The sequence below is a fragment of the Acidimicrobiales bacterium genome (assembly GCA_035546775.1).
Lineage (GTDB): Bacteria > Actinomycetota > Acidimicrobiia > Acidimicrobiales > JACCXE01 > JACCXE01.
On sequence record DASZWD010000033.1, the window covers coordinates 14,422 to 27,722 of the forward strand.

12 protein-coding genes are annotated in these 13,301 nt (G+C 70.3%); 9 read left to right on the top strand and 3 right to left on the bottom strand.

What is annotated here, in order from left to right:
* Nucleotides 1-17: 17 nt before the first annotated feature.
* Together VHC63_08215 and VHC63_08220 are read left to right on the top strand one after the other, a co-directional pair.
* Nucleotides 18-1,451 (top strand): ABC transporter substrate-binding protein, encoded by a 1,434-nt coding sequence (locus tag VHC63_08215; protein ID HVV36572.1) that lies wholly within the window; start codon nucleotides 18-20, stop codon nucleotides 1,449-1,451.
* A gap of 47 nt (nucleotides 1,452-1,498) precedes the next feature.
* Nucleotides 1,499-2,977, top strand: coding sequence for an ABC transporter substrate-binding protein (locus tag VHC63_08220; GenBank protein ID HVV36573.1), 1,479 nt, complete (start codon nucleotides 1,499-1,501; stop codon nucleotides 2,975-2,977).
* Nucleotides 2,978-2,989: 12 nt separating this feature from the next.
* Here the strand turns inward: VHC63_08220 and VHC63_08225 are convergent, their stop codons facing one another.
* Complete coding sequence (locus VHC63_08225) at nucleotides 2,990-4,219, bottom strand: TetR/AcrR family transcriptional regulator (GenBank protein HVV36574.1); 1,230 nt, start codon at nucleotides 4,217-4,219, stop codon at nucleotides 2,990-2,992.
* 39 nt (nucleotides 4,220-4,258) lie between these two features.
* On the opposite strand from VHC63_08225, the gene VHC63_08230 reads away from it, so the two are divergent.
* Nucleotides 4,259-5,809 (top strand): amidase family protein, encoded by a 1,551-nt coding sequence (locus tag VHC63_08230; protein HVV36575.1) that lies wholly within the window; start codon nucleotides 4,259-4,261, stop codon nucleotides 5,807-5,809.
* On the opposite strand, the gene VHC63_08235 is transcribed toward VHC63_08230, so the two are convergent.
* Nucleotides 5,806-6,708 (bottom strand): phytanoyl-CoA dioxygenase family protein, encoded by a 903-nt coding sequence (locus VHC63_08235; protein HVV36576.1) that lies wholly within the window; start codon nucleotides 6,706-6,708, stop codon nucleotides 5,806-5,808. The genes VHC63_08230 and VHC63_08235 overlap by 4 nt on opposite strands.
* A 7-nt stretch (nucleotides 6,709-6,715) precedes the next feature.
* Nucleotides 6,716-7,522 carry an enoyl-CoA hydratase-related protein gene (locus VHC63_08240; protein ID HVV36577.1) on the bottom strand — a complete coding sequence of 269 codons (807 nt, stop codon included), beginning with the start codon at nucleotides 7,520-7,522 and terminating at the stop codon, nucleotides 6,716-6,718.
* 54 nt (nucleotides 7,523-7,576) lie between these two features.
* Here VHC63_08240 and VHC63_08245 point away from each other — a divergent pair, with 54 nt between their 5' ends.
* The 6 genes from VHC63_08245 (at nucleotide 7,577) to VHC63_08270 (ending at nucleotide 13,298) form a co-directional block, all read left to right on the top strand.
* Nucleotides 7,577-8,365 carry an enoyl-CoA hydratase-related protein gene (locus VHC63_08245; protein ID HVV36578.1) on the top strand — a complete coding sequence of 263 codons (789 nt, stop codon included), beginning with the start codon at nucleotides 7,577-7,579 and terminating at the stop codon, nucleotides 8,363-8,365.
* The gene (locus tag VHC63_08250) at nucleotides 8,362-9,426 is read left to right on the top strand and encodes a hypothetical protein (GenBank protein ID HVV36579.1); all 1,065 of its coding nucleotides are present in this window, start codon (nucleotides 8,362-8,364) and stop codon (nucleotides 9,424-9,426) included. Before VHC63_08245 ends, VHC63_08250 begins: the two co-directional genes overlap by 4 nt.
* An 11-nt stretch (nucleotides 9,427-9,437) precedes the next feature.
* Nucleotides 9,438-10,556 carry an acyl-CoA dehydrogenase family protein gene (locus VHC63_08255; protein ID HVV36580.1) on the top strand — a complete coding sequence of 373 codons (1,119 nt, stop codon included), beginning with the start codon at nucleotides 9,438-9,440 and terminating at the stop codon, nucleotides 10,554-10,556.
* A 10-nt stretch (nucleotides 10,557-10,566) separates the two neighbouring features.
* Nucleotides 10,567-11,418 carry a MaoC/PaaZ C-terminal domain-containing protein gene (locus VHC63_08260; GenBank protein HVV36581.1) on the top strand — a complete coding sequence of 284 codons (852 nt, stop codon included), beginning with the start codon at nucleotides 10,567-10,569 and terminating at the stop codon, nucleotides 11,416-11,418.
* Between the two features lie 11 nt (nucleotides 11,419-11,429).
* Nucleotides 11,430-12,380, top strand: a complete 951-nt coding sequence (locus tag VHC63_08265) for an SDR family oxidoreductase (GenBank protein HVV36582.1) — start codon at nucleotides 11,430-11,432, stop codon at nucleotides 12,378-12,380.
* A gap of 183 nt (nucleotides 12,381-12,563) precedes the next feature.
* On the top strand, nucleotides 12,564-13,298 hold the full coding sequence (locus VHC63_08270; protein HVV36583.1) for a CAP domain-containing protein: 735 nt from the start codon (nucleotides 12,564-12,566) through the stop codon (nucleotides 13,296-13,298).
* Nucleotides 13,299-13,301 lie beyond the last annotated feature (3 nt).

Consider the following 13,301-nt stretch of genomic DNA (forward strand, 5'->3'; position numbering starts at 1 on the left):
TTCATCCACGTAGCGCGTTGAAGCGCGCCCGCCTCGTCGCCGGCGCCTTGGCGTTGGCCCTCGGGCTCGCGGCGTGCGCCGGCGGCGGTGGTCGTCGCGTCGATGTCAACGCGATGCTGCGGCGGGACGGCGCGACCGGGACCACCCTCGCCGGTGGCGACGCGACCCCGCCGGGCGGCGACGAGCCCCCGAAGACGGCGGCGACCGCGGCCAGTGTCGCGGCAACGGAATCGTCGTCCGCAACCACGGCGCGCTCGACGCGGGCCACCGCGGGGCGGTCGGCCGCGACCGGCGACGTCGTGATCGGCGTGCGCTACGCCACCGGTGGGGGCGCCGTCATCGGCAGCCTCGGCATCCAGGGCGTGTCGACCGGGGACCAGGAAGGCTTCGCGCAGGCGATGGTCGACCACATCAACGCCACGGGCGGCGCGGCAGGTCATCAGCTGCGGATCGTGTGGTCGCCATTACGCGCGTCCGACGCGCTCGCCAATTCCGCGGGCGCCGACCAGGAGACGTGTTCGCAGTGGACCGAGGACAACCACGTGTTCGCGGCGGTGTCGCCGATGTACAGCACCGCCACGTTGCAGAAGTGCCTCGCCCAGCGGCACGTGCCGTTCATCGAGGACAACTACAACTACTGGAACGGTGACGACAAGGCGATCACGCCGTCGTATTTCGTGCCCGCGTATCCCGACCAGCCGCGCCTGATGACCTTCTACGTGCAGTCGCTGCTCGACGACGGGTGGTTCGGACCGCACCCCAAAATCGGCGTCGGGCGGTCGTCGAACGAAAGCCGCGACCGCGCCGACGCCGGGCTGCGCAAGGCACTGGCGGCGCACGGACTCGCCGTCGCGGACACCGTCTCGTACACGACGCCCGAACAGGTGGCCGCGGGCGTCCTCAAGTTCAAGGCTGAGGACATCAACCGCGTCTTCGTCATCGACGGCTCGGGTGGCATCGAAGCGATGTTGTGGATGACCGACGCCGAACAACAGAAGTTCCGGCCGCTGTACGCCGTCAACTCCCAGACCGGCCCCGTGCTGTTGGCGAACAACGTGCCCGCCGCGCAACTGCACGGGGCGCGGGGCGTCGGGTGGCTGCCGACCGTCGACGTCGACGCGCCCGCGCTGTCGGCGGCGGACATGGAGTGTCTTGACCTGATGCATCGGGCGGGCAAGGAGACACCGGACCAGACCGCCATGCGGTTCGCCCTCGCAACCTGCGACGTCTTCCGTTTCTTCGTGGAGGCGTACACGCGAGGCCACGGCACCACCGCGGCGGCGCTCATCAGCGGCGCCGAGTCGATCGGAACCGCGTTCGTGCCCACGGGATCGTTCGCGGCGCGGATCGGGCCGGGGCGCCACGACGGCACAGCCCAGGCGCGCAAGCTGGCCTTCGACGACGGCTGCCGTTGCTTCCGCTACGTGAGTGCGCCCTTCGACGTGGGGTAGCCGCGGCCGCGGGGTACAGAACGTGAATCGTCGCTAACATCGGCCGTGTGCGGATCCGGGGCGTCGTCGCCTGCCTGTGCCTGGCGTTGTTGGCCTCGGCGTGCAACTCGACCACCCGCCTCACCGCCGCACATCAATCGGCGCCCCGCTTCGACGTCGCGGGCGGCAAGCCCGGCATCGCCGAGGACGAGATCACCGAGGACACGTCGCTCGACGGCGCCGACGCGTCGACCAGCGTCACCGGCGGCTCAACGGCGCCCGGCAGCCCGACTTCGTCGACACCGGGCCCGAAGGCCGCCTCGGCCACGCTGGCGATGGGTACCGGTGTCACCGCCAAGAGCATCCTCATCGGCGTCGAGACCGCGAAGGACATCAACGCCGCCACGGCCGCCGTCGGCGCGTCCACCGACAACCCCGAAGAAGGGGCGGTAGCGCAAGCGGTGATCAACTACGTGAACAAGCACGGCGGCATCGCCGGGCGCCAGGTGAAGGCGGTGTTCCACGAGAAGGACACCACGCAGGGCTCCTGGGAGGTGCACGCCGCGGCTACGTGCGCGGCCTTCACCGAGGACAACCACGTGTTCGCGGCGATCGACAGCAGCGTCGGCGGCAACGACGCGCTGGCGTCGTGCCTCGCGCAGCACGGCGTGCCGCTCGTGGAGACGGACTTCTGGCCCTTCGACGCCGAGGCGTACAAACGGCTCGGCCATTTCCTCTACCAGCCGAGCCGCATGGCACCCGAGCGAGCCATGGCCGTGTACGTCGACGGCTTGGTCTCGCTCGGCTACTTCGCCAACGGCGCCAAGGTCGGCCTCATCGGCTTCGACGCGGCGCCGTTCCAGCGCATGACCGCGGCCGTGAAAGCGCGCCTGGCGTCGCACCACCTTGCGTTGACCGACGAGCGCACGACGATCACGCCCCACGGGGTGACGGACTTCGGCGAGCTCGGCGCGCAGATCCAGAACGCGATCATCAGCTTCCGCTCGCGGGGAGTCGATCACGTGATCTTTTCCGAGTACGCCGGCCAGCTGCCGTTCCTGTTTCTCAAGGCGGCCGACGCGCAGGGATTCCACCCTCGGTACGGCTTCAACAGCATGAGCCGCGCGAACACGCAGGCGAGCCAGGGTCCGGCGTCGATGTCCGGCGCGGTCAACGTCGGCTGGCTGCCGACCGACGACGCGGACGTGACGCAGGAGTACCGCGGCGGGGCCTTCGCCACGTGCATGGACGCCGCGAAGCAAGGCGGCATCTCGGGCAGCGCGTCGGGCCAGCGGCTCTACACCTCCATCTTCTGCGACGCGCTGCTGTTCTTGAAGGCGGGCTTGGAGCAGGCGACCGCGCTCACCCCGGCCGGCTTCGAGGACGCCGTCGGCCGGCTCGGCCGCAGTTTCGACTCGCCCGGGACCTACGCCACCAACTTCTTCCCCGGCCGCCACGACGGCGCCGCGGCCGTGCGCTACACGAAGTACAACGCCGGCTGCGAGTGCATGGTGTACGCCAACGACAAGCTCGACCCAGTCGGATGAGCGCGGTAGCTGCTAGCGCGGCACGCCCACCCGCAGGGCCATGTCGACCAGGAGTTCGCGGGCCCGCTCCTCGCTGACGCCCGCCGCGTGCTGGCTGCCTTCGATGATCATCCCGTACAAGCCGGTGATCATCGTGAACAGCTCCGTGTTCGGCTGTTCGGGCCGGACGCGTGCGAGCACCGCCACCCACTGTCGGGCGCGGTTGCGGTTGAACTCGAGGAGGCGGGCGCGGGCGTCGGGCGCGAGGCTGCGCTGCTCGTTCCACGCCACGCGCGCGTGCGCCGGGTGGTTGCGCACCTCGTTCACCAGCGCAACGAGCGCGTTGCGGAACACGACTTCCGGCTTGCCCTCGGCCGTGAGGGCGCCCTGGTCGACCAGCAGCAGATGCTCGACCGCCTGGTCGATCACGCTCTGCAACAGGTCCTCCTTGCCGGCGAAGTGGCGGTAGATCCCGGGGCCGGTGATGCCGGCGGCGGTGCCGATCTCGTCGATGCCCGTGTCGACGTAGCCGCGCTCGGCGAACATCTCCGCGGCGACGTTCAGGATGACGTCGCGGCGCCGCAGGCGCGGCGCGCGGCCAGCCGCGCGGCGCGCCGGACTCGCCGCCGCACCGTTCGACGACGCGCGTTTCCCGGGCCGGTCGCCGAGCAGGCTCGCCTCGGCCATCTCCTGCATCAGGGCCTCGAGCCGGGTCCGGCTCACGCGGGCGGGAGCGCGGATGACCGCGGCGAGCAGACCCGCCGTCGCGTAGACCCGCATCCGGCGCTCGGCCGCGGGAATGTCGGGCCGCAGGGCCTTCAGTGGCTTGATCCACTGGTTGAAGTGGTGCCGCTCGGCGTCGTCGACCATCTGGCGCGTCTCGGGGGTGAACACCCGCCGGTCGTTGAGCAGGATCGAGGCCAGTTCCGGGTCGTTCAGCGTCGCCCGGATGAAGTTGCGGATCAGTTGCCGCAGCGTGTCCTCGGGCGTCGCCGCGTGGCTGACGATGTCGTCGACGCGGTGGAGGATCTGCGAGATGCCGAGTTCCAGCGCGGTCGAGAGGATGTCGTCCTTGCCGGTGAAGTGGCGGTAGATGCCCGGACCGGTGATGCCAGCGGCCTGCCCGATGTCATCGATGCCCGTCTCGTGGAAGCCGCGTTCGTAGAACAGGTGCACCGCAACTTTCAGCAGTTGGTCCTTGCGCGACGGCTTGCGTTTGCGGCGCGCGCCGGCCGCGGTGGGGGTCGAGGTCGGCGGGCTCACGCCGGCCAGTATCGCAGTTAGGTGAGTTACTGTTCACTGATGGGGGACACACTCGACTTTCGGACGCGCTCGCTCGCGGAGTGGGCCGGTGCCGTCCGCGGCCGCGCCACCTCCGCGCGCGAACTGACTGACGCCGCGCTCGCCAACATCGCGGCCTGGGACAAAAAGGTCAACGCCTTCACCGCGGTCGATGCCGAGCGCGCCCGCGCCGAGGCCGACGCCGTCGACGCGCGCATCGCCGCGGGCGAGGACGTCGGGCCGCTCGCCGGTATCCCGATCGGCGTCAAGGACCTCGAGGACGCGCGCGGTTTCGTGACCTCGATGGGATCGGCGGCCCACGCCGGTGACAAACCGTCCGAGCGTGACTCGGTGCTGGTGGCGCGGTTGCGCGCCGCCGGCTGCGTGGTGCTGGGCAAGACGAACGCACCCGAGTTCGGCCTCAAACCGCAGACGGACAACCCCACGTTCGGCGTCACCCGCAACCCGTGGAATCTCGACGTGACGCCCGGCGGGTCGTCGGGCGGCACCGCCGCGGCGATCGCCGCGGGCATCGTGCCGCTGGCGACGGGTTCCGACGGCGGCGGGTCGATCCGCATCCCCTCGGCGGTGTGCGGCCTGTCGGGTCTCAAGACGTCGCTCGGGCGCGTGCCGTCGGCCGATCCGAACCCGCCGGGGTGGGGTTCGCTGTCGACGAAGGGTCCGATGGCGCGCTGCATCCGCGACGTCGCCCTGGCCCTCGACGCCGTGGTCGGCCCGAGCGCCCGCGACCTGCGTTCGCTGCCGCCCAAGGCCGAGTCGTGGCTCGACGCCATCGCCGCACCGCGCCCGCCCGTGCGCGTCGCGTGGTCGCCCACGCTCGGGTACATGGAAGTCGACGCCGAGATCGTGGCCGCGTGCGAGGCGGCGGTGCAGGCGCTCGCCGACGCCGGCGCCGAGGTCGTCGAGATCGACAAGGTGTTCGCCACCGCTCCCGGAGCGGTGATCGGTGCACTCGTGTCGAGCTACACCCGGCGCAGCATCGAGCCCTATCGCAACACGCCGCTGTGGGATCAGCTCGACCCACTCGTCGTCGTCAGCGCCGAGATGGCGCGGGCGACGATCAGCGGGCTCGACGTGGTCGCCGCCGAAGACAGTTGCCACCGCGTCAACTGGGAGCTGCAGGACGTGCTCGACCAGGCGCCGCTGCTGCTGTGCCCGACCACGTCGGGCATCACGCCGAACGCCTACATGCCCACGACCGTCGACGTACTGCTCGAAGGTCTCGCCACCGCGGGCGTGTACGACTTGTCGGACATCGATCCCGCGGTCGACATCACCGCGATCCTCGACTGGCTGCGCACCAAGGACGCCATCAACATCCCCATGGGCATGGTCAACGGCAAGCCGGTACTCGACTGGACCGGCATGACCCAGCCGTTCAACCTCACGCGTTCACCCGCGGGCACGGTGTGCGCGGGGTTCACCCGCGGCGGCTTGCCGATCGGCCTGCAGGTCGTCGGGCGGCAACACGCCGACGTCGAGGTGCTCTCGGCGATCGCTTTCCTGGAGGAAGCACTGGCGCTCGACACCGTCGCGCCGTTCGTTCCCTAGGTGTAGGGCGTGAACCGGAACGGGCGCGCCAGCAGCTTGGCGTAGTCGGGCCCTTCGGTTTCCCAGTCGAGGACGTCGTGGCCCATCAACGTGGCGAAGCGGGCGCCGCGCCGTCGCACGACGTCGGCGGGCATGTCGCGGCCGACGGGCTCGTGCGGGTGCATGTACTCGCGGTGAAACGCCGTCGCCATGCCGGTGCGCAACCCCGGGGTCGTGCGCGGGTACGAGCCGTGCCACGTGTTGCCGTGCCACACCACGAGCGAACCCGCCGGCGCTTCGATCGCGACGGCGCGCTCGACGCCTTCGCGGCCCTGCGGCTGGCGGCACAGGCGGTGGCTACCGGGCACGAAGGCGAGTGCGCCGGCGTCCTTCGTGTAGTCCGACAGCAACCACGTGACGTTGCACGCGTGGGCGAGCATCGGGAACGGTTCCGGGATCGTGACGTTGTCGCTGTGCAGGCCGAGTTGGAGGCCGCTGCCGTTCTTGGTCACGAGAAGTCCCGCCTCGCCGTTCGCCGGGCCCTTCATGAACAGTTCAGTGCCGGCGATGACCGAGCGCGCGCCGACGAGCATCGTGGCGAGCGCCAGCGCCATGTCGTGGCTGACGAGGTCCTGGAACGACTCGTCCTCGTGGAGGAAGTGGTGCAGGCTCGGCGTGACGACGCCGACGTGGGTCGCGCCGCCGACCACATCAGGACGCGTGCCCGTCCGCTGCTCGATCAGGTCGCAGGCGCGGCCGAAGGCGCGCGCACACACGTCGGCCATGCCGGTGCGATCAGCCGTTACGACGGTGAGGCCGAACACCTCGAGTTCGTACACCGCCCGCTCGAGGCCGAGGCGGGCGACCTCGCGCGCCGCGGCGGTGAGATCACCGTCGGGCCACGACGCGGGATCGAACACCGGCCGCCTACTCGCCGGTGAATACGGCGGCGCGCTTCTCCAAAAACGCAGCCGAGGCTTCGGCGTGGTCCTTGGTCGTGAACAGCCGCGCCAGGCCGTTGCCCACGAACGCCGCCAGTTCGTCGAGGTCGCCGTAGCCGAGGCCGTTGCCGCGCCGCAGCCCCTCCTTGATGTAACGCACGCCAAGCGGCGGGTTGGCGGCGATGCGCGCCGCGATCGCGCGCGCGTCCTGCATGAGGTCGTCGCCGGGCACGACGCGCGACACGAGGCCGATGCGTTCGGCCTCGGCGGCGTCGATGATGTCGCCGGTGAACAACAGCTCGGACGCCTTCGCCAGGCCGACGAGCTGGGGCAGGCGCCAGTAGCCGGTGAAGTCGGCCATCAGCCCCATCTTCACGAACAGCTGGCCGAACTTCGCCCGGTCAGACGCGATGACGAAGTCGCACACGACGGCGAGGTCCATCCCGATCCCGAGCGCCGAGCCGTTGACCGCGGCGATCGTCGGTACGCGGCAGTCGAGGATCGCCTTGGACTCCGGAGTGATGGGCGGGCGGGCGTCGGCGAGTTCGCGCATCGTCTCGGCCATGCGGGGATCGCCCCACGCCGCCTCCACGTCGTCTCCGGTGCAGAAATGCTTGCCCGCGCCCGTGAGGATGACGACGCGCGCATCGCGGTCTTTGTCGGCGCGGCGGAACGCCTCCTGCAGCTGCTCGCCCAACTCGAAGGTGGCGGCGTTGCCGCGCTCGGGGCGGTTGAGCGTGATGGTCGCGACATGGTCGGAGACCTCGTAGAGCACTACCGGTTCGTCGGTCATGGGCGCACGCTAACGCGAACGACGGTTCGCGTTCGGGGCCGGTAACGTGCGGCCGTGAAAACCGACGTTGTCGAGCTAACCGTCGATGCCGGCCTGGCGACGATCACGCTGAATCGTCCCGATGCCGGCAACGCCATCGACCTCGCGGTAGCGCAGGGCCTGTGCGCCGCCGCCACCGAATGCACGGAGCGCCGAGACGTGCGGGCGATCCTTCTGCGGGGCGCCGGGCGCAACTTCTGCGTCGGCGGCGACCTCAAGAGCTTCATCCCGTACGGCGACGACATGGGCCGGCACCTGAAGGACGTCACCACGGCGCTGCACCCGGCGATCTCGCGCCTGGCCCGCGCCGACGCGCCGGTCATCGCCGCGGTCAACGGCAGCGCTGCCGGCGCCGGCTTCAGTCTCGTGTGCTCGGCTGATCTCGTCGTGGCCGCAGCCTCGGCGCGCTTCTTGATGGCGTACACCAAGATCGGGCTCAGTCCCGACGGATCGGGGACGTGGTTCCTGCCGCGCCTCGTCGGCGCGCGGCGCGCCGCCGAACTCACGCTCACCAACCGCATGCTCGACGCCGCCGAGGCGCTCGCGTGGGGGATCGTGACGCAGGTCGTCGCCGACGCGGAGCTCGACGCCGCGGCGACGACGCTCGCCCGCGCGATCGCCGACGGACCGCGCGAAGCGCAAGCGGCGTCGAAACGGTTGCTGCGCGGCAGCTTCGACACGACCCTCGAAACCCAGATGGAGTTGGAGACGCTCGCACTGTCCGAGTGCGCCAACTCGGCCGACGGCAAGGAGGGCATCGCCGCGTTCCTGGAGAAGCGCCCACCCCACTACGGCGGCGAATGAAGCTGCGCCACCCCGGGCGGGTCGTCGCCGTCGTCCTCGCGGCGGCGCTGGCGCTCCTCGTTGTGCGCCACGAGCGATCCCAGGACACGGCGCTGAACGCGCCGGCGGCGTCGCTCGCCGGTTTCTCGGTCGAATACCGCGTCGAGACCCGCGCCGGCGGCACGCGGACCGAGACCCGCAACGTGCAGGTGCGCCGGCCCTTCGACGGCCGTGACGCTTCGTTCGACCCGACTCTCTCGTTGGGCAACTCGGCGTTCGTGAGCAACGGGCGCCATCTCTACAGCCAGACCGGGACCAGCGCCCTCGACTACGGCGAACGCATCGGCGCGCCGCCCGGCGACTACCGGCTCGAGGCGATCGCCGGTGACCTCGTGCGGTTGGGCCTCGCGCGGGCGAGGGGGACGCGCACCGTCGCCGGTCGCGTGTGTCGCGTGTACCGCACCGGGGCGCCACTCGGTGACCCGTTCAAGGGCGCGACGGCCAAGGAGTACGCCGACCTGTGCGTCGGCAAGGACGGTTTGCTGCTCGCCGAGCGCTGGTACCTCAACGGCAAGCTGCTGAGAGACACCGAGGCCACCTCCGTCGACACTTCGGTGCCCGGCGACGCTGCCTTCGCGCCCCCGGTCGGCGACCTCACGGCGAACCCGACGAGCTTCGGGGCGGTGAAGGAGTTGTCGCTGACCAAGCCGCCGAACACCGGGTTGCCGTACTGGACGGCGCGCCGGCCGCCCTGGGGTTTCGCGTTACGGAGTCGGGCGCGGACCATCACGTCGAGCACCACCAGCGGCAGCCCGCAGGTCACCGACATCGCGTACGTCGACACGTACCAGCGCGGCCACGACGCGATCACCGTGACCCATCGTGAGCTGTCCGCGGCGGGCGCGCCGCCCCGCGGCGTCGAGCAGGTCGACGCCGGCGCGCTCGGTGCCGGCCAGGTGACACTGACGACCTCGGGCGCCGCGATCGCGTTTCGCGCCGGCAAGTGGGTCGTGACCGTGCAAGGCCCGTTCGATGTCGCGCACCTGCGGTTCTTCGCGGCGTCGCTGCGACGCGTTGGTTAATGTCTGTTCACATGAACTTCGCGTTGTCGGACGAACAAGTCGAGCTGCGACGCACGGTTCGCTCGTTCCTCGAACAGAAGTCGCCGGAGGCCGAGGTGCGCCGTCTCATGGACACCGACGAGGGCTACGACGCCACCGTGTGGCAGCAGATGGCGAGCCAGCTGGGGCTGCAAGGCCTCGCCATCCCCGAGGAGTTCGGTGGTTCGGGGTTCAGCATGCTCGAACTCGGCATCGTGCTCGAGGAGATGGGTCGGGTGCTGCTGTGCGCCCCGTTCTTCTCGACCGCGGTACTCGCCACCAGCGCGCTGCTGGCCTGCGGTGACGACGCGGTGCGCAAGGCGCTGCTGCCGGGCATCGCGGCGGGCGACACGATCGCCGCGCTGGCGCTGCTCGAAGAGCACGGCGGTTGGAGCGCCGAGGACGTGTCCACCCAGGCGCGGCCGAGCGGCGACGGCTGGACGCTCGACGGCGTGAAGAGCTACGTCGTCGACGGGTGGGTCGCCGACACCGTGCTCGTGGCGGCGCGGGCGCCGCAGGGCGTGAGCCTCTTCGTCGTCGCCGGCGACGCGCCCGGGCTCGCGCGCACGCCGCTGGTGTCGCTCGACCAGACGCGCAAGCTGGCGCGCCTGTCCTTCACGGCCACGCCGGCGCAGCTGATCGGCGCCGAGGGCCAAGGCTGGCCCGTGGTCGAGCAGGCGCTGCGCGTGGCGTCCGTCGCGCTCGCCAACGAACAGGTCGGCGGCGCCCAGCGCTGCATGGAGATGTCGGTCGACTACGCCAAGACCCGGATCCAGTTCGGCCGCCCGATTGGGACGTTCCAAGGCGTGAAGCACCGCTGCGCCGACATGCTCGTGCAGGTCGAGATGGCGAAGTCGGCGGCGTACTACGCGAACTCGTGCCTCGCGGCGGGCGATCCGGACGCCGCGGTCGCTGCCCCGATGGCGCGCTCGTACTGCTCCGACGCGTACATGCGCATCACCGAGGACACGATCCACGTCCACGGCGGGATCGGCTTCACGTGGGAGCACCCGGCGCACCTCTACTACAAGCGCGCCAAGTCGGGTCAGCTCCTGCTCGGCGACCCGCGACACCACCGCAAGCTGCTCGCGCGCGAGCTCGATCTCGTTTAAAGGAGACCCCGTGCCCATCGATCCCGCGAAGGCGCTCGGCGCCGAGATCCCCGAGACCTACGCGCAGTGGGACGCCGACGACGTGATCCTGTATCACCTCGGCCTCGGTGCCGGCGTGCCGGCGACCGATCCCCGCGAACTCGCCTACGTCTACGAGGACGGGCTCAAGGTGTTGCCGAGCTACGGCGTCATCCCGCTCGGCGACTTCCTCGGCGGCGTGAGTTCCATCGACGGCCTGCAGTTCGACCTTGCGATGCTGCTGCACGGCGAGCAGGACCTCGAGATCCGCAAGGCCATCCCGACGGCCGCGAAGGTGTCGAACACCGGTCGCATCGCCGGCGTCTACGACAAGGGCAAGGCCGCCCTCGTCATCGCCGAGACCGAGACGAAGGACGAGCAGGGCGACGTGTTGTTCGTCAACCGGTTCTCGCTGTTCATCCGCGGCGAGGGTGGCTGGGGTGGCGAGTCGGGACCGAAGGTCGGCAACGAGGCGCCCGACCGCGCGCCCGACCTCGTCGTCGAGTCGCCGACGCTGCCGCAGCAGGCGCTGATCTACCGGCTCAGCGGCGACAAGAACCCACTGCACGTCGATCCGGGGTTCGCCAGGCTCGGCGGCTTCGACGCGCCGATCCTCCACGGCCTGTGCAGCTACGGCATCGTGTGCAAGGCCGTCGTCGACAACGTGCTCGACGGCGACACGTCCAAGGTGGCGCGGTACCAAGTGCGCTTCGCCGGCGTCGTGTTCCCCGGCGAGACGATCGTCACCTCGATCTGGAACGAAGGCGACAAGCTGCTGATCAGCGCATCGGCGAAGGAACGCAACACACCGGCGATCACCAACGCCGCCATCACCATTCGATAAGGGGACAAGACATGGGAGCACTCGACGGGCGCGTGGCGATCATCACCGGCGCGGGGCGCGGCATCGGCCGCGAGCACGCGCTGCTGTTCGCCTCGGAGGGAGCGAAGGTCGTCGTCAACGACCTCGGCGGCGCGACCGACGGCAGCGGCAGTGACAAGACCGCCGCCGAACAGGTCGTCGCCGAGATCGAGGCGATGGGCGGGCAAGCCGTGGCCAACGGCGACAGCGTGACCGACTGGGACGGCGCGCAGCGTCTCGTCGCCGCCGCCGTCGAGGCCTTCGGCGACTTGCACGTGCTCGTCAACAACGCCGGGATCCTGCGCGACCGCTTCAGCTTCAACATGAGCGAGGAGGAGTGGGACGCCGTCGTCGCCGTGCACATGAAGGGTCATTTCTGCCCCACGCGCATGGCCGCCGCCTACTGGCGCGACCAGACCAAGGCCGGCAAGACGGTCAACGCCGCGATCGTCAACACCACCTCGGCCGCCGGACTGCTCGGCAACGCCGGTCAGCTCAACTACACCGCCGCCAAGGCGGGCATCGCCGGCATGACGATGGTCGAGGCGATGGAACTCGGCCGCTACGGCGTGCGCGCCAACTGCATCGCACCGGTCGCCCGGACGCGCCTCACGCTGCAGACGCCGGGCCTGGGCGACAACGTCGCCGCGCCCGAGGACGCGGCGGAGTTCGACGCGCTCGACCCGGCCAACATCTCACCGCTGGTCGCCTACCTGGCTACCGCCGACTGCCCGTTCACCGGTGGCGTCTTCCACGTGATGGGTGACGAGGTCGCCCTGTTCGAAGGCTGGAGCGTGACCAACCGCATCAAGAACGACGGCGAACGCTGGAGCGTCGCCGGCCTGGCGGCCGAAGGCAAGCGCCTCCTCGAAGGCCGCCCCGCCTTCGCCTCCCAAGGCACGGACATGACCGACCTCATCGGCGGGATGCTGGGGTCGAACTAAGCCGCAAGGCTCATGATGTTGGGATTTCCGTCGATAGCGATTGGGAGAAACATCAGACTCATTTGGCCTCCTGTTGGGAGGTCGGCCAAAAGTTTGCCGTGATCGCGGTGAACCTCCTAAGCGCGCGCCCAGATTTGAGATCTCGCGCCTTAGCTTCTGTGGGATTGCGTCGATGTTTGTTGGGTGAAAGCACGCACTCTGTTGGGATTTGTTGGGTTGGCGCTGCTGGTGAGCGGCGCGGCGTCGGTGTGGGCGGTTGCCTCGCCACTGTCGCCGGGCTGCGCGGCGGCCGCTGAGGTCGGACCGACCGGTCCGTCGCCGAGCGAGGCGCAGGCGTTCGTGGCCAAGCTCAACGAGTTGCGCGTCTCGAAGGGCCTCAACGCACTGATCGTCGACTCCAACCTCACGGCGATCGCCCAGGAGTGGTCAGCGCAGATGGCGTCCAACGGCGCCATCTCGCATCGCAGCAACCTCAGCGCCGGTGTGACCTCGAACTGGCGGCGTCTGGGCGAGAACGTCGGCGTCGGCCCGACCGTCGACAACCTGATGGCGGCCTTCACGGCGAGCGCGACGCACTACGCCAACATGGTCGACCCGAGCTTCACCCACATCGGCGTCGGCACCTACCGGACCGCCGACGGCGTCGTCTACACGGCCCACGAGTTCGCCTACATCAAGGCGTCCGCTCCGGCTCCCGCGCCGGCTCCGGCCGTAACGCCGGCGGCCGCGTCGGCTCCGGCACCGCGGCGCGCCGCGGCCGTCACCGTCGCACCGGCGCCGTCGACCACGGCCGCACCGACCAGCACCACTGCGGCGCCGACGACGACGACCGCGCCGCCGACCACAGTCGCGCCGCCCGTGACCGCGCACGCCACCGCGGCGCCGGCGCACCACGCCGGCCGCAGCTGCAACGCCTAGCGG

Excerpts from the sequence above, each read along its gene's own strand:
- VHC63_08230 (HVV36575.1), top strand. The coding sequence starts at position 4,259 with ATGGGGGACACACTCGACTTTCGGACGCGCTCGCTCGCGGAGTGGGCC.
- VHC63_08240 (HVV36577.1), bottom strand. The coding sequence starts at position 7,522 with ATGACCGACGAACCGGTAGTGCTCTACGAGGTCTCCGACCATGTCGCG.
- VHC63_08250 (HVV36579.1), top strand. The coding sequence starts at position 8,362 with ATGAAGCTGCGCCACCCCGGGCGGGTCGTCGCCGTCGTCCTCGCGGCG.
- VHC63_08255 (HVV36580.1), top strand. The coding sequence starts at position 9,438 with ATGAACTTCGCGTTGTCGGACGAACAAGTCGAGCTGCGACGCACGGTT.
- VHC63_08265 (HVV36582.1), top strand. The coding sequence starts at position 11,430 with ATGGGAGCACTCGACGGGCGCGTGGCGATCATCACCGGCGCGGGGCGC.